Source organism: Nitrospira defluvii (genome assembly GCF_905220995.1).
In the GTDB taxonomy this organism is placed as follows: Bacteria; Nitrospirota; Nitrospiria; order Nitrospirales; family Nitrospiraceae; genus Nitrospira_A; species Nitrospira_A defluvii_C.
In genome coordinates this window covers 371,012-390,740 of sequence record NZ_CAJNBJ010000016.1, presented here as the reverse complement: position 1 = coordinate 390,740, position 19,729 = coordinate 371,012, and the positions used below count along the sequence as shown (strand labels likewise).

Sequence of the window (19,729 nt, the reverse complement as noted above, 5' to 3'; positions counted from 1 at the left end):
ACCGTTCGCGCCGAAGATCGATGGGGTGAGGCGCGCGACCGGCGGAAGACGAGTCTTCTTGGAAGATGGAAGGCCTGCACCAACTCGAAATCATCATCATGCTGTTGGCGGTAGTGCTCGCGTTGACCACGATCGCGCAGAGGATCGGTATTCCCTACCCGATTGTTCTCGTGCTTGGCGGACTGGTGTTGGGGCTCGTGCCGGGCCTTCCAAGGGTGACGCTCCATCCAGACCTCGTGTTTCTCGTCTTTCTCCCGCCGATCCTGTGGGCGGCTGCCTATTTCACCTCCTTTCGTGAGTTCCGTCGGAACCTCCGACCGATTTCCCTCCTGGCTATCGGATTGGTCTTGGCGACGACCGCTGGCGTGGCAGTGGCGGCGCATACGTTGTTGCCCGGAATCGGCTGGGCGGAAGCGATTGCGCTGGGTGCGATCGTTTCGCCGCCCGACGCTGTGTCCGCGACGGCCATCGGTAAACGGTTACGGATTCCGCGCCGTGTCGTCACCATTCTGGAAGGCGAAAGTTTGGTCAACGATGCCACGGCGTTGGTCTTGTATCGGGCGGCCGTGGGCGCCGCGATGAGCGGATCGTTTGCACTCGGTCATACGCTGTTTGAGTTCGTATTCGCCGCGCTGGCCGGGGTGGTCATCGGGATCGGTGTGGCCTGGATCACGCGGTGGACGCTCTGTGCGATGGAGGAGGGGTTTTCTCAGATCGGTGTGACGCTGCTCGCGCCGTACATCGCCTGGGTGTGCGGGGAGTTGGTGCATGCTTCCGCAGTTCTGGCTTGTGTCGCGGGCGGGCTGTACCTTCGTCAGTCGTTCAGCGGCGCCGTGTCGCCGGCCACGAGATTGCAAGCGCGCGCCGTATGGGATCTGCTGACCTTTCTGCTGAATGGTGTGATCTTTATTCTGATCGGGCTGGAACTGGGCGTGCTCCGCGACGCCATGCCGGCTGGACAGGTTCGTCCGGTCCTGATTGCCGGGCTGGTGATCAGCATGACGACGATTGTGGTGCGGTTTGCGTGGGTCCCTCTGGCGGCTCTCATCCCGCGTTGGCTGAGCGCGAAGCTCCGTGCGCGTGATCCCCTGCCGTCCTGGGCGGGGATCTTTCTGGTGTCCTGGACCGGCATGCGTGGGATTGTGACATTGGCGGCGGCGTTGGCCCTTCCCGTGTCGACCACAGCCGGCTCGCCCTTTCCGTTCCGGGCTGAAATTATCCTGATTAGCTTTACGGTTATCCTCGTCACGCTGGTTGTGCAGGGCCTGTCGTTGCCGCCGATCATCCGGCTGTTACGTTTCCAGGAGGAGGACGACCTCAAGCAGGAAGAAACGTTGGCGCGGGAACATGCGGCAACAGCGGCGCTGGCTCGACTGGATCAGGTGGCGACGGAAACCTGGGCCGTGATGGAGCAGGTGGAGCGTGTCCGTCTGCGGTATCTCCGACGACTGGAACGGCTGAGCAAGGCGAGTCTCCTCGATGAGGACACTGGTCCCGATACCGCCTCGTTCCAACGACTCCAGCATGAGGCCTTCACGGCGGAGCGTCGTGCCCTGATCGGCCTCAGGAACAATGGCACCATCAGCGATGACGTGCTGCATCACCTGGAACAGGAACTTGATGTGGCCTCTCTCCACCTGGGCGTCGGTGAGCGGCGCATGGGGAGGGCCCGCAGCTAGATCACGCGATGCCCGCCTCCGCTCCCGATGCCGATCGCATCGGCCCCAAGCCGTGCCTGTTGTGTTAGTCGCAGCCCTCGCTGTGACGCCTCCGCCTGACCATCCTCTTTCGTGTTAACCCCTCAGAGGACTGTGTTCTGAGCCTACGAATCCTCGATAGTGCGCCTCTGCAAGATATTCGACGGTGTTCATACAGAGGCCGTTCTTCCCGGCAAGCGCCGGGAATGGGGGAAGGAGTCCACGATGTGGGGCATACGGGTGGTGGGAGTGGTGGTGTTGTTGTTGATCTTCGGAGGGGTGTGCGGAATGGCCCAGCCAACCTATGCGGAGGAGGGTGACGTCGGCACCGAGGTTCCGGAGGTGTCATCTGCGTCACGGTGGGTGTTTTCAGTTCGAGGTGGTGTGGTCCAGGGAACGCAAGATCATGTATCCAATGGATCCCCCTCCCTGGGGGGCGCCGGGAGCGTTCAGCTTTTGTACCAATTCAACCCGCATGTTCGTTTTGGCGTGACCGTCGATGGTCAGCAGCAGGCACTCGATGTCAAAGGTGGGAGGGGAAAGTTCGGTGATCTCTTCACGGTGGCGGTGATGCCGACGATGGAAATGCGCCCCTTTCTGACCACCGTTGCCATTCCGTACCTTTCCGTCGGACTCGGCATGAACTTCAATATGTTCTCGGCTGAGTCCGGAGTCCCCGCTCTCGACTACAACAATACCTTCGCCGCCCGCATCGCCGGTGGCGTCGATGTGCCGTTGACGGCGCATTGGAGTCTCAATACGGAAGTGGCGTGGCGGCTGAATAAGGGAGAGTGGACACAGCTCGGACGCAGCGGCCCGTACGATGCGACGGCCGTGCTCGGTCTGATCGGAATTCGTTATCTCTTTTGATCTGCATCGGACGACTTGAAGCCTCTTGCAGTGCCGTGCGTATGGGCTGAGCGGATTTCCGAACACAACGCACCAGGCATTGCTCCACGAGAACCTCCTCCCGTTACTTGACGCGCGACTCTGCTCTCGGTAGGGTCGCGCCATGCCCATTCATCTCACCACGGCACAGCCGTCCAATGCGCCGACCATTGCGAGGCTGGTTGGTGACTTACTACAAGGGATTATGGCCGCCATCGGGACGCAGGCGTTTGCCTTTTCCCTGGTCGAGACGGAAGCGCGGACTCGGGCTTGGTTGGAGGATGGAAGTTATATCGTGCTGCTGGCGTGGGACGACGATGTCGCGGTCGGGTTTCTGACCCTGTCCGAATGTCGTGCGTTGTATGCTGAGGGACGGTTCGGGATCATCCCGGAGTTATATGTCTGTCCGGACCGGCGGTCGCAGGGGGTGGGGCGAGCGTTGATGACGGAGGCCAAGCGGCTTGCCCGCTCGAAAGGCTGGACGAGACTGGAAGTCACCACCCCGCCGTTGCCCCAGTTCGATCGGACCCTCGCGTTTTATGAGCGGCAGGGGTTTTCTGTGTCCGGCGGAAGAAAAATGAAGGTGGATGTGCGATGAAACCAGTTGTGCAGGAGGATCGAACCGGCTGTGGTATTGCGGCGGTCGCGGCGATCGCCGGTGTGTCCTATGCACGTGCCAAGGCAGTGGCTGCCTCGTCAGGGATCTTTGCGCACGAGGTGTCACTCTGGTCCGAGACGGGGCCGGTTCAGCGATTGCTCTCACGGTTTGGCTTGCGTGCCGCACGGACGACGAGGCCGTTTCGCTCGTGGGCCGACCTGCCGGATTGTGCGCTGCTGGCCATCAAATGGCACCTGGAGGGGCGTCGGCCCTGCTGGCATTGGGTCGTGTTTGTGCGTGACCGGGGACGCGCGTGCGTGCTTGATTCCAACGCGTCCTTGCGCACACATCTGCGCCTGGATTTGTGGCGTATGCAGCCGAAGTGGTTTCTCTCCGTCACGCTGTCGCCCCGCGACACGCTTCCCCCGCAGATCCGGCGCCGGGCCGGGTGAGTGCGCTTCCCCCTTCATCCATGGTAAGACAGCAGCACGAGTGCGAATTGCTCGCAGGCATTCACGGGCTCAGTCGAACGATCACATGAACATTGCCATTATAGGAGGCGGACCGGCCGGGCTCATGGCCGCCGAAACAGCGCTGGCCGGGGGCGTGCAGGTCGCGCTCTATGACTCCATGCCCTCCGTGGGCCGTAAATTTCTCCTGGCCGGGAAGGGTGGGTTGAATCTCACCCACTCCAATCCGTCCGACCTGTTTCTCACCAGATATGGCGATCGGCGTGCGCAGGTGGCGCCGTGGTTGGCCGAGTTCGGGGCCGACGCGGTTCGCGCTTGGGCTCAGGGCCTTGGGATCGACACCTACATTGGCTCATCGGGCCGTGTGTTCCCGAGGGATATGAAGGCCGCCCCGCTGTTGCGCGCCTGGCTCCGGCGCCTGCGTCAGGCAGGATTGGCCATTTACGTGCGGCATCGCTGGTGCGGCTGGGACGAACACAAAGCCCTCCGCTTCGACACGCCACAAGGGCCGACCTCCGTACGGGCGGATGCCGTCATCCTCGCGTTAGGAGGGGGCAGTTGGCCGAACCTTGGCTCGGATGGCGCGTGGGTGTCGGTGCTTGGCGCGCGTTCGATTTCCGTCGCCCCGTTGCGACCGGCGAATTGCGGGTTCGATGTGGGGTGGACGGAACATTTTCGTGCCAAGTTTGCGGGGCATCCGGTGAAAACCGTGGGCGTGGTGGCGAAATCACCGACCGGCGCGGTCATGCGTCGCATGGGAGAATTCGTGATCACGGAGACCGGCCTCGAGGGTGGTGTCATTTACGCCGTCGCGCCGTTCCTGAGGGATGAAATCGAAGCAACGGGCAAGGGCACGCTCCGGCTTGATCTGGCTCCTGATCGTGAGCTGCCGCGTCTGATCAAGGATTTGTCCCAGCCGCGCGGCAAAAAAACGATGGCGACCCATTTGCAACGGCGGGCGCATATCGACGGTGTGAAGGCCGGGCTGCTTCGCGAAATCGTGTCGAAGGACGATTTTACGGACCCGACCCGCCTGGCGGCAGCGATTAAATCTCTTCACATCACGGTGACAGCGCCGCGTCCCCTGGCGGAGGCGATCAGCACCGCCGGCGGGGTGGAGTTTAAGGCGCTCGACAAGCGGCTCATGTTGCGTGCGTTGCCGGGGGTGTTCTGCGCGGGAGAGATGGTGGATTGGGAAGCGCCGACGGGCGGGTATCTGCTCACGGCATGTTTAGCCAGCGGTCGGACCGCCGGAGCGGGGGCCGTGGCCTGGCTTGCGGAGCGTGCAGGCCGTGGTCGGTCGTAACGTGGCAGGCGGGGGGGCTGTGGCCCTGATCGTCCCGGGCATCGGTGATTCCGGGCCACGGCATTGGCAAACCCTCTGGATGCGGCACCATCCCCATTGGAGACGGGTGCGGCAGCGCGATTGGGACCATCCGCTGTTGGAGGAGTGGCTGCGGGGTCTCGATGCCGCGATGGTCGAACAGCCTCAGCCCACCGTCCTGATTGCCCACAGCATGGGCTGTCTGCTGGTGGCGCATTGGGCGCAACGCTCCTCACTGCCCGTGCGTGCGGCCTTGCTGGTCGCTCCTCCCGATCCGGCCGAACCGGCGTTTCCCCTCACCGCGCAGGGGTTTCAGACCACACCAACCGTCACACTTCGATTTCCCAGTCTCGTGGTCGCCAGCAGTGATGATCCGTTTGGATCGATAGCGTATGCCCGACGTTGCGCTGAGCAGTGGGGGAGCACATTCGTGAATGTCGGCGCTGCCGGCCATATCAATGCCGAGAGCGGACATGGTGACTGGCCGGCTGGGCTGGTCCTCTTGGACGGCTTGCTGAAGTCGTCGTAACCCGCTCGATCTCAGCGTTCGTCTCTCGTGAAACGTGAAGCGTATCTCGTCCATACGAGATGGTGTGTGGCGAAATACGAGATACGAGCGACGAGATACGGCGCTGCGCGTTAGAGCAGAATGCGCCGGGCGTTCGGGTCGGCGAGCGTCCCCGTTGTGAGATTCCAGTCGATGAGGAAGATGGCGGACTGTTCGCATGACAGGGAGAGGAGTCGCTTGCCCCCTTGTGCCACGACACTTTCGGCCTTCCTGAAATCCAGCGTACGGTCCTGACCGCTTCGATTGCAGACGAACAACGGCAGTCCCGTGTCTTTCGTGCAGCGTTCCCACTCGCCGTTCGGGCCATGTAGGCCAGGTGCCCAGGCAGCTGAAGAAACAAGAACCTTGGCTCGCTGCGCCTTCAGACTCTTGGCAATTCCGGGAGTATAGGCGTCGGCGCAGATGAGGAGGCCGACGCTGCCGAACGGCGCCAGGCAAAACGCGGTCGCCTCTGTGCCCGGGGTGGACCAGGCTTCAGATCTGACGCGCAGGGCATTGATCTTCCTGTGGCTACCCGCAATGCGACCGTCCGGGCCAATCGCAAAGACCGTGTTGTAGAGGTGCCCGGAACGTGGATCTTTTTCCGGGTGCGAGAGGAACAGGGTGACGCGGAGCCGGGCAGCGAGTCGGCAGATCCTGCTCATCCAGTGGTCCGGTTGCGGTTCGATCCACTCCGTCCCAAGTGCATCGGCGAAGGTATAGCCGCTGACCGCCAGTTCCGGGGTGATGATCCACGTGGCCCCTAGGCGGGCGGCGCTGCAGATGGCACTGGTGATGAGGTGACGGTTCCGCGCCAACGCTCCCGGAACCGGAGCCAGGTGCAAAAATGCGAGAGGGAGAATTGGTCCCGCCATCAATCCCATGCCTCCATTCGTCTGTCGAAGTAGTCGTGGGTCTCGGAGTGTAGCATAACCCTCACGTGCGCATGTCCGCTCCTGCCGACTCATGGAACAGGCAGTCAATGTGGAACCCTGTCTCAGCCCCAGCCCAGGCCTGCGACTTGTGTCTGACTCCTTCGCTGCGTACAGTGGAGCGACGGAGTCGCTTGGCATGAATCACACCATCGTCCCGCCCGTACTCAGGCGAATAGGACAATTGCTTCTGTTCATGATGCTGCTGCTGGCGATCGTCTGTGTCTGTGTGGTCCTGGCGCTGCCCTGGCTCGTGAGCCGCCCTGAGAGTACGGCGACATTGCTGCGGGAGATCGAAGCGCGGACGGGACATCGGATTTCCATCGAGCAATCGCATCTTGGGATCTTTCCCTCGCCTAGGCTGACACTGATGCAGCCCCGGCTCTACGACTCCGCTTCCAGCATGTCGCTGGTGATCGCGGAACGGGTGGAGATCGCCCTGCAGTGGCTACCGTTGCTGGAGGGACGCATCGTCGCCAAAGATCTGGTCATCGACCGCCCTCAGGTCACCATTCACCGGTGGCCGGATGGAACGTGGTCCCTGGGCAAGGATGATTCATCTTCGGACACTCCGGATTCCACTCGGCCGTTCGCGCTGTTTCAGGTTGTCCAGAATCTGTTCGTGAGTCACGGAGTCGTGACCCTTATCGATGAATCGGCGCCCGCGCCCGCTCCGCTCCCTATCACTGTGACGCAGGGTGCGTTATCGAGTGACATGATGGGGCGCCGGGCGATGCTGCATCTCTCCGGTGAGATTCCGCAGGCGCGTGGGCAGGCGGCATTTCTGTATGAGGGGCCGTTGACGCAAACCGACGAAGGAGGAAGAGTACAGGCAGAAGGGGATCTGCGGATCCACAGACTGGATGTGCGTCATGCGTTGTCCCACTGGCTGGGCGACGGCAGGGTCTCCGATGGTTTTGCGCAGCCTGCCCAATTGACGGCTCACCTCCGCTGGGTGCCACGGGCGGCGGGGTCTGATCTGCTGGCCGACGACGTGAGGGCAGAGCTCGCGGATGTATCCTTGCAGGGTTCCGGGGCGGTGCTCGATATCGGGACCCCACAGGCACGATTCTCGTCCACGATGTCCGCGCCGCCGGTGACCGTTGCACGCCTCTTGAATGAACTGCCGTCCGCCTGGATCTCGGATCAGTTGCGAGCCCAGTTTACGGACCATGCTGTGGACGGAGTGATCACACTTCAAACCTTGTCGATCGCCGGTGAAATCAAGCCCGGGGCACGGCCGCGCGTCAATGGTCTCGTGGCGATTCGAAACGGCCGGTTCACGCTTGCTCCGCAGTACCCGCCCCTGGAGGCCCTCTCCGTACATATGGGGTTCGATGCCGATCAACTCCGCATGACGGAGCTGCGTGCGCAATGTGGCCCTATCAGGCTGACGGGGCAAGAGTTGCTGATCACCCACTGGGCAACCGATCCGCATATCGACGTGAAAATCTCAGGTGCGGCACCGGTGGCCGGTTTGGCAGAGACGGTGCGCCGTTTGGATGAATTTCCGCTTCTGCGAGACTTGGTGACCGAGCTGGAGCAACCAACCGGGGATGTCGAGGTGATCGCCCATGTGATGGGGCGACCGCTGAGTGGGCAACCGCTCGCGCTGGTTGATGCCGATCTCCGGTTGCAGCGGGGCGGAGGGCGCAGTGCCCTGTTGCCGATGCCGGTGCGGCAGGTGGAGGCGCATGTCACCGCCACGCCGACCCTGGTGGCGATCGAGCATGTTGACGGGTGGATGGGGCCGGCTGCATTCAACATGCAGGGTTCAGTGACGATGGTGGACGGCAAAGCCTATTCCAATGTGACGCTGGCGATGAGCATGGAGGCGTCGGAGGTCCAATCTTGGTTGGCCGAGCGCGCGGAGGAGGAATTGATTCCTGAGCTGGACGGCACCATTCGCCTGCGCGCCGCCGTAACGGGGGTGCTCGGACACCCACGAATCAAAGGCAGCATTGATCTCGGACAGGCCGGGCTACGTGTGCAGAATTGGTTCACCAAGCCGCAGCAGGCTCCCGCCGAGGTAAGTTTTGAAGGGCAGCTCTCGCGAAACAATCGTCTGGAGATTCGACATGTCGGTATCAGGTTTCCTCCGGTCGCGGTTTCAGCATCCGGGGCGATCCATTTGGACGGGGAGGGGAAGTTTTCGGTGCATGTGTCGTCCGGCCGGATCGCCGTTGGCAGGCTGCCCAAAGGCATCGTTCTGGGACCCGTTCGGTCAGGAACGTTGGATGTCACCCTCGATATGGAGGGCCGGATGAACGACCGAGCCTCCTGGCGCACCACAGGCCAGATCACATTCGATGAGGGCACGATCAAGCTGGACGCCTTGGACGAGCCGATTCGCGACGCGTTCGTGACCCTGCGTTTCGATCAAGACCGGATTCATATTGGGCGTATGACGTGTCACGTGGGCGCGAGCGATCTGCGGATCTCCGGCTCGATCGCCCACTGGGCAGACTACCCGAAGGCCCGGCTCGTCGTGGAGTCCTCAGAAATCGATCTCGCCGCCTTTCAGATATCTCGGCCACGCCGGCCGCGAGCCGCCCGCTCTCGATCTTCGAGCCACCTCTGGTCGGACGCGACGCTGCACGCGTTCCTGTTTGCCGATCATGTGTACTACAAGAAGGTCCAGCTCACCGACCTCTCCAGCAAAATCACCTGGGAGCACGGACTTCTGACAGTTGAGCGGATCAGCGGGGACACAAATGAGGGCCAGCTCGCGGGCCAGGTCAAGATTCGCACGAGAAACGGGCAGATTGAGCAGGCCCGCAGCGCCTTCCGCGCCAGCGGCCTTCCGGTCGAGCGGGTCCTGTCGCCGTTCCAGCACAAGCCGGTCCTCTCGGGGTGGGTGACCACATCGGGGAAAGTCCAAGCCGAATTTGAGCGAGGCGTGCTGCTGCCTGCAAGTCTGACGAGTCGCCAACCGCTTCAAGTCCTCGTCCAGGACGGACGACTGTATCAGGTCCCGGTGTTATCTACCCTGCTGTCAGTCTTGAACCTGCCGGCTGTGTTGCAGGGGCAGGTGAATCTCGACGAAGATGGGTTGCCGTTTGCTCGGCTGAAACTGGTGGGTTCGCTGAACAATGGCGTCGTCATGGCAAAGGAATTCCTCCTCGACAGTCCCATCCTCAAGATCAGCGGAACGGGGCGATATGACCTCGTGGCGGATGAGTTTGACATGGTGCTGGCGACAAGTCCCCTCGGTTCGTACTCCGATATGTTGAAGCGCATCCCGCTGTTCGGTCACCTCCTTGCCGGAGACCGCCAGGGGTTCGATACCGCTGTGTTCGAACTGAAGGGGAGCGCCGACCGTCCGGACTTACGTTATCTCCCCACGGAATCGTTGATGACGGGGGTAAAGGGCACCGCACAATTAGCGTTCGATATTTTGGTCAATGCCATCACCCTGCCGCAAAAGGCCTTTTCGATGGTGGAAGAAGAGATCACCGGAGGAGAGGAAGAGGATTTTTGACGTTCAGCCCGTCGAAACTCGTCACGGCGCAGGGGCGGCGCGAATCTCCAGGTCGTTCTTCACCCGCCTCACCCCCGGTACCTGCCGCGCTAATTCAGCGGCCCGCGCCTTGCGTTCGGCCTTGTGCACGGTGCCGGTCAGGGTCACGGTTCCCCCTTCGGTCGTCACGATGATGTCGGACAGACCGCCCTGCTGATCTTCGGCCAACTTCGCTTCGACATTCGTGGAAATCGTCGCGTCTTTCGGCGTATCCGGCAAGGTGGAGGACGCGGGCAACAGGCATCCGGCAGAGAGGTGTACTAGAAGCATCGGGAGCAGCAATCGGTGGAATAGGTGCATGGGATCTCGCTGATATCGGCGTCTTCCTGGAAAATATTCAGGATCTTGGCATAGTGACGGCGCCGGTTTCCATGCCAAGTTTTACGATTGCGCGCCTTCTTCGCAACGGGCATCATGCGGCGGCAGGACTCAACCGATTGTTGACGAGGTGAAATGCCGGAGCCGGTGGTGGACTTGTGCGTGATCGGGGCGGGGGCGGCCGGGCTGGCGGCCGGCATTTTTGCGGCAGAGCACAATCCAGCCATCAGGGTGGAATTGTTGGATGGAGCCAAGAGTGTCGGGGCCAAGATCCTGGTCTCCGGTGGGGGGCGCTGCAATGTCACGCACGATGTGGTCACACCGGATGATTTTTTCGGCACCCGTCACCTCGTGCGCAATGTCTTAGCCGCGTTTTCGGTCCGTGAGACGGTCGAGTGGTTTGCCTCGCTCGGCGTCGAACTGAAATGCGAGGAGACCGGGAAGCTCTTCCCCGTGACCGATAAGGCGCGTACGGTGCTCACTGCGCTGCTGACCCGCGCCCGAGAGCTCGGAGTTGTATTGCGTCCCGGCCATCGCGTGTCGGCCATCACCAGGCTCGATACATCCAATAACGTCATTGGCACAGACCAGTCGTCCCGGTTTGTGATTCGCCACCGGGAGGGTGAGACATTGGCGCGGCGCGTCGTGCTTGCCACCGGGGGCCGATCGTTGCCTCGGACGGGGAGTGACGGGTCAGGATACGGACTGGCGCGCGCGTTGGGACACCGGGTGACCCCGACCGTTCCGGCGCTGGTGGCGTTGGTGTTGGATGACCGTTGTTTCCACGAGAGACTGTCAGGTCTGTCCCACGAGGTGGAAGTGGAGACCGTCGTAGAGGGACGGTCGGTGGATCGGCGGACCGGGAGCCTGCTCTGGACACATTTCGGCATCAGCGGGCCTGTGGTGATGGACGCGAGTCGATTTTGGTCTCTGGCGAGGGAGCGCGGCGCGAAGGTGGAGGTCTGCGGGAACTTTTTGCCCGGCAAGACAGTCGATCAGGCACGCGAATGGTTCTTGGGGAGGGCTGCCGACGCGCCTCGGCGGTCGCTGGTGAAACTCGTGGCTGAAGTAGTGCCGGAGCGTTGTGCCGAGGCGATCTGTCTTCACGTCGGAGCGGACTCGCAGCAGGCCTGTGGGCAGGTGCCACGCGCACTTCGCGATCGTCTGCTCGCGGCATTGACACGGTTCCCGTTTCCGGTGGTGCGGGATCGTGGGTGGAATTTTGCCGAGGTCACTGCCGGCGGAGTGCCGTTGGAAGAGATCAACTTCCGTACGATGGAGTCGAAGGTGGTGCCAGGGCTCTATCTAGTCGGGGAAGTGCTGGACTGCGACGGACGGATCGGCGGATTTAATTTTCAATGGGCCTGGGCGACCGGACGGGTCGCGGGTCGTGCGGCAGCGGCAAGTCTCACTGCGGGCTAGACGAATGTCTATTCAACGGAACTCATAGCCCACACCGAAGATCACGGCTTCATCGGTGGTTTTTCGCCCCGGCGCAGGTTGCGTGTTTAATCGCAGGTCGTATTCCACGTTGAAAAAGAGATTCTTGTACACGGTGATGCGGACACCCTGGTCGGCATTCACCCGGAAGGCGTTACCGGCATTGAGGTCATAAAATGCTTCGTGGCGATGAAACACCTTGACGCGATCCGGCCAGAGGGCGTGCTCCCACCGTACGCTCCATCGTGCGGAAGGGGTTTGTGTATTGGGGCTGTTCGTGAAATGTTCATTCACGTGCGCGAGACCGACGGAGAGCGCTAGGGTGGTGCGGGCCGTTTCGTAGAACTGGTAACCCAAACCGCTACCGATGGTGGAGCGGAGTTGCAGGTTCTGCAGGGTGTCCTTTTCCAGCATGCCGAACGTTTCGATGAAGATCTGCTTGCTGACAAAATAGTTGTGTTTCAGGCTCGCGAGCGAGTTACGGGCCGTGACCTGGTCGCCCGCCTGCCCATAGTTGTATTTCCCTTCGAGCAACAGCCGCTGGCGATAGGCTTGGATCGTCATGCGAGCGGCGCTGTTGAAGGCTTTGGTGCTGCTGTTCCCTGAGGTGCTGTTCCCGCCGACCGTGATGGTGCCCGTCACGCGGAGCGGTTCCAGATTGATCGCGGTAATGTCGGTCAGCGGGACGGGACCTTCCGGACCGAGTTCCCTGGCCTCCTGGAGGTCCTGCGCCCCGTAGAGGAAGTCACGCAGCACGTCGTGAGAGGCACCCGGTACCAGGATTTTGAGCGGGCTTGTCGATGTCAGGCGTTCGACTTTACCCCAATCCAGTTTGATCTCGCCGCCATAATCCGTCTGGAGGGTCAACACCCGCTCCTCCATCTTGACGATCGTGCCCGTCAGCCGGTCCCCGTTCTGCAAATGCACTTCATCGGCCCATGCGAGGCCGGACCAGAGGCTACAGAACAACAGTGCGCCGTGCTGAAGCAGGCGGCGATAGACGTCGTGACGGGACATGGATGTGAATGGGTTCCGGCGGACTCGCGACTCAAGCCGAGAGGCGGAGGGACCGCGGTCTGTTCAAGCAGCACCCTACTGGAGGGCCTCCGGGAGTTGCAAGCGGATGGAGTGAAAAACTGTCGCCTGCCTATTTCGCGATGGTGATACCGGGGACGCCGCTGCGAGGGACTTCGGTCACGGTCATCTGAAACAGTTGCGTCAGCAGCTTGAAGGCTTCACGATTCCACCGGCCCAGCGGGCCTTCCCCATTGACGGCATAGTAGCGTCCATGAGAGCGAACAAAGAGATCCGAGGCCTCGGGCGCTCGGTCTGAGATCAGCAACTCCATCGTGTGGACGGGATTTTCCGCCACAGGAGGCGTCCGAATATCCTTGGCGACGTCATATTCGCGTTCTTCATCGACGGCGCGGCTCAAGAAATTCAGCATGGCGTTGAAACTACGCAATCTGAAATCCCCGCGCATCGGCCATTCCCCGCCGACATGGCCCGGCCGAATATCGAAGGACACATCGTTCGCGGGCCGTTGGTCGGCGGTTTCGTGCAATCGAATCCGTTCCGCCGGCGGCAGGGTAGCGGGATCGTAGTTGGTGATGAGGATGCGACCCGATACCGGCTTGCGGAGGACGTAGGCTCGCTGCTCGGGGAGATAGGTGATCAGGTATTGCTGTTCCAGCGCAGCGAAGCCTTCCGCCGTGACGGATTCAGCGGGAATGGTCCAGGTGCGTTCGAACGTCATCGCTTCCGCATAGAGGCGGTTGGCGTCTTGAATGGCCGACAAATGCAAGACGACTTTGCGGAACATCTCGTAGTCGTCTTTGTCGGAAGGCCTGTTGCGGTAGGCGATTTCCTCGCCCTGGTGTTTCAGTCGGAGTTCCTTGGCCATGAGCCGCAGGAGGAGATCGATGTCGACGCCTTGCCGGAGCAGCAGGGTGAGTTTGCTTTCCTGGAACGGCGCCAGAAGCCGCTTGGTGAATTCTTCTCCTTCGATCGGCGCGATGCTGATGGTGGGGTTCTCCGCGATGGACCCGCCGAACAACGGCATCAGGGTGCGGCCATGTTCGCCGGTGAGGGTCGGGGTCGCCCCGGCAGTGACGCGGAAGTCGAACGTGGCGGCCACGTTGGCCACACCGGTAAAGTGAATCGGCTCGTGATGGTGCGCCCTGGCGATATTGATCAATAACTGTTTGGAGATCGCATCGGTGATGGCCTCGTCATAGGCGAGGACCGCCCGGTTCAAGGTGGGAGGGGACAGGCAACCGGACGAGCTCAGGGCGGCGACGATGCCGAACAGGCTTGCCAGTTGTCTCGTCCTCGTAGGGTTCGACACCGATCACCACTCAAGGGGTACGTCGTAAGCCTTCTAACACACCTGTTCCTGGAAGCCTAGCGGAAAGGCCTGCCTGTCAGTGCCCCGCGGATGGAAGGAAGGAGAGCACGATCGAGAGCGCGATCAAGACAATGATGATCCATTCCAGATACTCCATCCGCTGAGTCGTCGATCGATCAGCCATCTTGCTGTAGATGCTGTCCAGGGTTTGCAGTTTTCGCAGAATGCTGGCGTCCCACGCGTCGAGATGGAAGCGTTGCGAGGCCAGGCGATAGACACGGGCCAGGTATTGATCGCCGAGAAGTTTGAGGGTGTTCGCCACCCGTTCGAAGAGCACCGCACTCTCGACCTGCAGCTGCCCGATGTGGGTCACGGCTCGTTCGTGGGAACCCGGCAACCACAGCTTGCGGCCGGGCCTTCGCGTGAGTGCCTCGTACCCCTCGTCCAGGGCCCTGTCGAGCTGTTGATCCAGCGTGCGCATCTCGAGCAGTTCCACGTTGACGAACTCCAGCACTGCCCGCACGTCTTCCATGCCCTGCCCGAATATGAGGGCCGCATTCCAGTCGATGAGGGCGAGGTCGCCACGACTGAATGCGATGCGGCAGGACGTCGCCTCATGGATCTCCTGGTCCGACAGCGGCGTGGCCTCGCTGCGGAGCACACGGGCGAACAGATGATCGTAGAGGGTGCCGAGCGTGTGGATGTCGGACGGGGTACAACGTTCGATCGCAAACAGCAGATAGTCCTCGACGTCGTTCGACATCGTGGGCCGCTCGACAGCGGGCTGAATATCCCGCACCAGTTGTTCCAATCGCCGGCGAGACTCCGTCCGCAAGGTGTCATTTTCGTAGAGCGCTTCGCTTAATCCCAAGAGGTCTTCGAAGGGGCCTTCCAATGGAATGCGGTAGATGACGGTGACGGCACCGAAGTCGTAGAGCATGACCTCGACCGCGGCTTGCGAGCGATACGGGCCGAACTCCAGGACCTGCCCGTCTTGCATCAGGCGAAGCGGCGCCGGGTGGTAGTCGAAGTATTGCGGCGCACGCGCTTTATGCCGGATGCGGCCGCGCTCTTTGATGGCCGTGATATGCCGTTCCGCTTCGTCGAGGCGAATGGCCAAGCCGATGTCGTAAGCGAATAGGGCGTAACAGGTGCCTTGTTCGATACGCAGTGAGGTGGCGACAGGATTCGGCATCAGCGGCTCTCTTTCGGAACGTCACCTATGATGAGGTGAGTGGAAGCAAGACTGCAAGCCTGTACTCGGCTGACGGTCATCCAGGCATGGCAGGTCGGGCTCGGTCGAGAGGGGCACTGTAGAGGAGAGCGGTTACGGGAATATTAAGTGTTGATCAAGATCGTCGGTGTAGCTGGCAGGGTGCTGCGACGAACGGGTATTCTGACGTACAAGAAAGGCAGGTTATGGTGAAAGCGATTGTGTTCGATTTTGACGGCGTCTTGTTCGACACGGAACCGCTGCATTACGACATGTTCCGGCAGGTGTTGCGCATGGAAGGGATTTCGCTGGCGCCGGACGTCTATTACGCACGGTACGTCGGACTCACCGATCCCGCCTGTTTCCGCGCCGTCCTCGCCGATTACGGCAGATCCCCGGTCTCTTCCGAGACGGTCGCGCGGCTGGTACATCGCAAGACGGAGCTCATGCAGGCATCGCTGCGAGCCCAGTTGCCTGTTGTGCCCGGTGTCAGGGACTGTGTTGACACCGTTGCGTCGCGATACCGCACAGCCGTGGCCTCGGGGGCGTTACGGGAGGAAATCGTCTTGTGTTTGGAATTGGCCGGCATGACATCCATGTTTGAGCATGTGTCGGCCGCACAGGATGTGCACCAAGGGAAGCCTGCTCCCGCGCTCTACCTCCATGCTCTTGCTGCACTGAATCGCCGGTCGGCGCTGCGGGCCGACGAGTGTGTGGCCATCGAAGACACGCCGCACGGCATTGAGGCCGCTCATCAGGCCGGGATGCGGTGCATCGCGGTGGCCACCACCCTGCCGGAGTCTCGTCTCTCGGCAGCTGATGTCGTCGTCCCCTCGTTGCAGACCACGACACTCGAGCGACTGCTGTGCCGGCTGGCGTGATGACGTCCTCTTCCCCTCCGTCTCCCGGTCCATCTTGTTACACAACATTTCTGTGTCGATGAGCTATCCGTAACAGGTCGGCGGTATGATCGCGCCATATCGGCACGAGATATCCGCGGACGATCACCGGGAGGTGTTGATGAGTCGAACGACTGGGATTCCATCCGATACTTCTCTCCATGCAGCGGAACCTCGCCATGAACTTCATCGACAGGCCATTCAGTTTCTCGCCGATCTTCCGGCGTTGCCCTTTTCTCACGATGACATCACTGCCGGCTCCGAGAGCGAGCTTCAAGCGGCGGTCTGCGGCCGTTCCGAGGACGTGGATCTTCCGCGAACGATTCATGCTTCGAACTATGTGAAGAATATCCGGGAGCGGACTGCGGCGGGAGAAAGTCCTCGCATCCTCATCCGCCAGTTACAGGAGTTGCTGACGTCGTCCGACGCGACCGTGTGGGAAAACTCATGGGTCCGTTTTCCGCGGCGCTGCCTCAACCGGACAGCCAATCAACTCTTGGAGCGAGACCTGGCGGCCGATAAACGCGCCCCGCAAGGGCCTCGTCGCGCCGATGCCGACCGGTATCTGCTGGTCGAGCAGGGGGAAGAGTGGGTCCGGCTTCCCATCAGTTATCTCTTGACGCTGGCCTTGGCCGATGTCCTTGGTGAATTCGAACAGCACGTGCCGGCGCTGGCGAGCGAGAGCCGACGTCTGCTGAATCATTTCCTGAACGATAACAGTTCGCCGGAAACCTTTTCTTTCTATGTGTCTCGCATGGAACCGTCCATCGGAATGGGAACAGGGATTGCGAGAGAAACGGCAATTCGCTTTCTGCTGACCCACCTGTTGGTGCTGTATGCGAATAGGCGATTCGGATTGGAGAAGCGCGGGCAATCTGTTCTGGTGTATGCATCGCCTCATCCTCCCTTGCGGCAACGGCGCCTCAATCATCTCGTCTCCGATGCCTTCTATCGAGAACTGTTCATGAACCCCTGCCTCTCCGGATGGGAACGAGGCGAGGAGAAGTCCCGCTATATGGGACTCTGTCATGAAGTGTTGTCACGCAGCCAGCTGAATGCCGTGGTTCGATTGAAAGATGCCGGCATCATCACGCGCAATCTGGTGGTGTTACCGTCGACGTCGAACATCAGTCTGGCCAACAACGGCACGCACCTCAGCCTCGGCAGTCGACGCTTGAGCGAGGTGTTGCGGGCTGGGACCAAACGGTATACGCCCGCGCACGAGAAGGTGGTCGGGGATCTCGTCATCAAAATTGTGGAGCATTTTCTGCCGCTGTTTGTCGGGACCTATAGCGCGGCACCCTACCGCATGAATTTTCGAGATTTCCATCCCGAGCTGGCGCTGGGATTTCTGCCGCACGAACTGGACTTTACCCATTTGCGCATGTTGTGGCGGCGCTGGAAGAAGAAGGCGAAACTGTCGGTCTTTGGTCGGGCCATCACGCCGGTCGGTCCGGTATGGATGGATCGCGCCCTCAGTGCGCTTTTCCACCTTCGCGGAGACTACGTACCGGATTTCCGGCTCATCGACTATCTGGTGTCGCTGCTCTCGACCGATCAAAGTCCGGCGCTCGACGGCCTGCAGGGAAACGACTTCCGGCTCAAACGTGATCTCGGGCAACTCGGCGTGTTCGACGAACGGATGTCGCTCTATCTCTGCTACAAGCTGCGCGCGCAGGCGGTGATGGGATTCTCGGGTTTCGAAGGTCGGCACTACAGTCTGTTTTCGAATCATTTGGAAGATTTTGCCGATGCGGCCAGTCTGCAGGCATTGGTGACGGCGTTGGCGTTTCGGTACGTTGCCACGGGGCAGGTGACTCACGAGGACATTCCTGACGATCCGTTCAGCGAAAGTGAACGGCGGCAGTGCATGTTCGCCTCGGCCATCGGGATCGCGACAGTGAATGTGCGCGAGGCCGGTCCGAACCGGTTTCTGGCGCGTATTGTCGGCCGGACGCAGAAGACGAGAAGCAGCCGACGCTATGCGGGACATCTGCGAGTCCGGCTCGAGGACTATCGGTTGGCGCTCCTGTCGACGATTGAAGAGGATGCGCCGGAACTCGTCGAGGCGTTTCAACTCCGGGAGCATCTGATGCGACTGCGTCAACGACTCCTTGAACCGGATCGGTGCGGCACGGCCGGAAAGTTGGCGAGGGGGATTGTGGAGGTGGCGGGAGTCGATCGTCCGATGCAGCTCTCCGGTGAGGAGTTTGCCCAGTCGGCGGAACGTTATTACCGTGGGCCGTTGCGTGCACAGTATGTGCGGGAAGCCCTGACCTGCGTCGAGGAAGATCTGCGTGCGATCGACCAGGCTGAGGCCGAAACAGATCGACGGTGCAGGGGAATTGCGACCGCGCTGCTTGGCCCCCGTTCGGCTGCCGAGGCGCTCACGGAAGCGGCGCCGGAACTCCTTTCGGGATCGGCAGGTAGTCAAACGCTGCTTCGTTCCCTGGGGCTCTGCCTCCTGGCCATTTCGCGATCCCAGGCGTTGAACAGTCATCGGGACGAACGGTCGTTGGCCTCGTGATGACGCCGCATCAATATATCGACCGCGAGACGGGCGTGGTGCGGACAGAAGAGTTTCTTGGCGATCGATGGCTCAATTGGGCCTATCGCGCCTTGTGGGAAGATGCCGCATGGTTCATGAGGGCCCTGACCTCGCAGCGGATGACGCAAGTGTTGGGGTTCTTCAACTACGACCGGCCGTTTACCGCGACGCAAGAGGCGGTGACACGCTGTGCCAGGACGCTGGGTGTGGACCTGTCCGAGTGCCTGGATGATCCGACGCGACTCAATACGCTGCGCCGGCTGTTCCAGCGGCGGTTGCGGTATTGGCAGGTGCGGCCGATGGATGCCGATCCACGGGCGGTCGTGTCCCCCGCGGATGCCCGGGTGCTGCTCGGGTCCTTCGCCGACGACTCGTCGCTGTTTCTGAAAGGCAAGTTTTTCGACTATGACGAACTGCTCGGCTGCGATCCGGCGCCCTGGCGGGACCTGTTTCGTCGGGGCGATTGGGCGATCTTCCGCCTGACGCCAGACAAATATCACTACAATCACACGCCGGTCGCCGGCCAGGTGCTCGATTGCTATGAAATCTCCGGGCGCTACCATTCCTGCAACCCCGGGCCGGTGGTCGTCGCGGCCACGCCCTACTCCAAAAATAAGCGTGTCGTGACGATCCTCGATACGGAGGTTCCTGGCGGATCGCGTGTGGGAATTGTGGCGATGATCGAGATCGTGGCCCTCATGATCGGACAGATCGATCAATGTTACTCCTCGGTCGCCTATGACGATCCCAAAATGATGCATGTCGGGATGATGCTTGAAAAGGGGCGTCCGAAAAGTCTCTATCGACCGGGTAGCTCGACGGATGTGCTGCTGTTTGAACCTGGCCGTGTCCGCTTCTGCGAAGACCTCGTCCGGAATCGGTTGCGTTCCGGTGTGTACAGTCGCTTCTCGCAAGGATTCGGTCGCGCCTTGGTCGAGACCGATGTGAAGGTGCGTTCGACGATCGGGTGGAGAACGGAAGGATAACA

General features: G+C 61.2%; 16 protein-coding genes. 11 read left to right on the top strand and 5 right to left on the bottom strand.

The window, feature by feature from the left end; genetic code table 11:
• Window positions 1-65: 65 nt before the first annotated feature.
• From KJA79_RS13365 to KJA79_RS13340, 6 genes are all read left to right on the top strand, one after another.
• Window positions 66-1,679: a Na+/H+ antiporter gene (locus KJA79_RS13365; protein ID WP_213042545.1), complete on the top strand. Its 1,614-nt coding sequence runs from the start codon at window positions 66-68 to the stop codon at window positions 1,677-1,679.
• 243 nt (window positions 1,680-1,922) lie between these two features.
• The gene (locus KJA79_RS13360; RefSeq protein ID WP_213042544.1) at window positions 1,923-2,567 is read left to right on the top strand and encodes an outer membrane beta-barrel protein; all 645 of its coding nucleotides are present in this window, start codon (window positions 1,923-1,925) and stop codon (window positions 2,565-2,567) included.
• A 142-nt stretch (window positions 2,568-2,709) separates the two neighbouring features.
• Window positions 2,710-3,183, top strand: a complete 474-nt coding sequence (locus tag KJA79_RS13355) for a GNAT family N-acetyltransferase (RefSeq protein WP_213042543.1) — start codon at window positions 2,710-2,712, stop codon at window positions 3,181-3,183.
• Complete coding sequence (locus KJA79_RS13350) at window positions 3,180-3,635, top strand: hypothetical protein (RefSeq protein WP_213042542.1); 456 nt, start codon at window positions 3,180-3,182, stop codon at window positions 3,633-3,635. The genes KJA79_RS13355 and KJA79_RS13350 overlap by 4 nt, the downstream gene beginning before the upstream one ends.
• A gap of 85 nt (window positions 3,636-3,720) precedes the next feature.
• Entirely contained in the window at window positions 3,721-4,959 is a 1,239-nt protein-coding gene (locus KJA79_RS13345; protein ID WP_213042541.1) for a TIGR03862 family flavoprotein, read from the top strand.
• Entirely contained in the window at window positions 4,946-5,506 is a 561-nt protein-coding gene (locus tag KJA79_RS13340) for an RBBP9/YdeN family alpha/beta hydrolase (RefSeq protein ID WP_213042540.1), read from the top strand. The genes KJA79_RS13345 and KJA79_RS13340 overlap by 14 nt, the downstream gene beginning before the upstream one ends.
• Before the next feature lie 110 nt (window positions 5,507-5,616).
• Here the strand turns inward: KJA79_RS13340 and KJA79_RS13335 are convergent, their stop codons facing one another.
• Entirely contained in the window at window positions 5,617-6,399 is a 783-nt protein-coding gene (locus KJA79_RS13335) for a carbon-nitrogen hydrolase family protein (protein ID WP_213042539.1), read from the bottom strand.
• Window positions 6,400-6,595: 196 nt separating this feature from the next.
• Between KJA79_RS13335 and KJA79_RS13330 the strand changes: the two genes are divergently transcribed.
• Window positions 6,596-9,937: a YhdP family protein gene (locus KJA79_RS13330; RefSeq protein ID WP_213042538.1), complete on the top strand. Its 3,342-nt coding sequence runs from the start codon at window positions 6,596-6,598 to the stop codon at window positions 9,935-9,937.
• 21 nt (window positions 9,938-9,958) lie between these two features.
• Here KJA79_RS13330 and KJA79_RS13325 read toward each other — a convergent pair whose 3' ends face one another.
• Window positions 9,959-10,276, bottom strand: coding sequence for a BON domain-containing protein (locus KJA79_RS13325; RefSeq protein WP_213042537.1), 318 nt, complete (start codon window positions 10,274-10,276; stop codon window positions 9,959-9,961).
• 153 nt (window positions 10,277-10,429) lie between these two features.
• On the opposite strand from KJA79_RS13325, the gene KJA79_RS13320 reads away from it, so the two are divergent.
• Window positions 10,430-11,716 carry a BaiN/RdsA family NAD(P)/FAD-dependent oxidoreductase gene (locus KJA79_RS13320; protein ID WP_213042536.1) on the top strand — a complete coding sequence of 429 codons (1,287 nt, stop codon included), beginning with the start codon at window positions 10,430-10,432 and terminating at the stop codon, window positions 11,714-11,716.
• Between the two features lie 12 nt (window positions 11,717-11,728).
• Here the strand turns inward: KJA79_RS13320 and KJA79_RS13315 are convergent, their stop codons facing one another.
• The 3 genes from KJA79_RS13315 to KJA79_RS13305 all read right to left on the bottom strand — a co-directional run bounded on the left by KJA79_RS13315 (window position 11,729) and on the right by KJA79_RS13305 (window position 15,276).
• Window positions 11,729-12,751 (bottom strand): DUF481 domain-containing protein, encoded by a 1,023-nt coding sequence (locus KJA79_RS13315; RefSeq protein ID WP_213042535.1) that lies wholly within the window; start codon window positions 12,749-12,751, stop codon window positions 11,729-11,731.
• A 130-nt stretch (window positions 12,752-12,881) separates the two neighbouring features.
• Window positions 12,882-14,081 carry a hypothetical protein gene (locus KJA79_RS13310; RefSeq protein ID WP_213042534.1) on the bottom strand — a complete coding sequence of 400 codons (1,200 nt, stop codon included), beginning with the start codon at window positions 14,079-14,081 and terminating at the stop codon, window positions 12,882-12,884.
• Between the two features lie 76 nt (window positions 14,082-14,157).
• Entirely contained in the window at window positions 14,158-15,276 is a 1,119-nt protein-coding gene (locus tag KJA79_RS13305; RefSeq protein ID WP_213042533.1) for an RMD1 family protein, read from the bottom strand.
• A gap of 224 nt (window positions 15,277-15,500) precedes the next feature.
• On the opposite strand from KJA79_RS13305, the gene KJA79_RS13300 reads away from it, so the two are divergent.
• The 3 genes from KJA79_RS13300 to KJA79_RS13290 all read left to right on the top strand — a co-directional run bounded on the left by KJA79_RS13300 (window position 15,501) and on the right by KJA79_RS13290 (window position 19,727).
• On the top strand, window positions 15,501-16,175 hold the full coding sequence (locus tag KJA79_RS13300; RefSeq protein WP_213042532.1) for an HAD family hydrolase: 675 nt from the start codon (window positions 15,501-15,503) through the stop codon (window positions 16,173-16,175).
• 139 nt (window positions 16,176-16,314) lie between these two features.
• Window positions 16,315-18,720 carry a hypothetical protein gene (locus KJA79_RS13295; protein ID WP_213042531.1) on the top strand — a complete coding sequence of 802 codons (2,406 nt, stop codon included), beginning with the start codon at window positions 16,315-16,317 and terminating at the stop codon, window positions 18,718-18,720.
• Window positions 18,720-19,727: a phosphatidylserine decarboxylase gene (locus tag KJA79_RS13290; protein WP_213042530.1), complete on the top strand. Its 1,008-nt coding sequence runs from the start codon at window positions 18,720-18,722 to the stop codon at window positions 19,725-19,727. The genes KJA79_RS13295 and KJA79_RS13290 overlap by 1 nt, the downstream gene beginning before the upstream one ends.
• Window positions 19,728-19,729 lie beyond the last annotated feature (2 nt).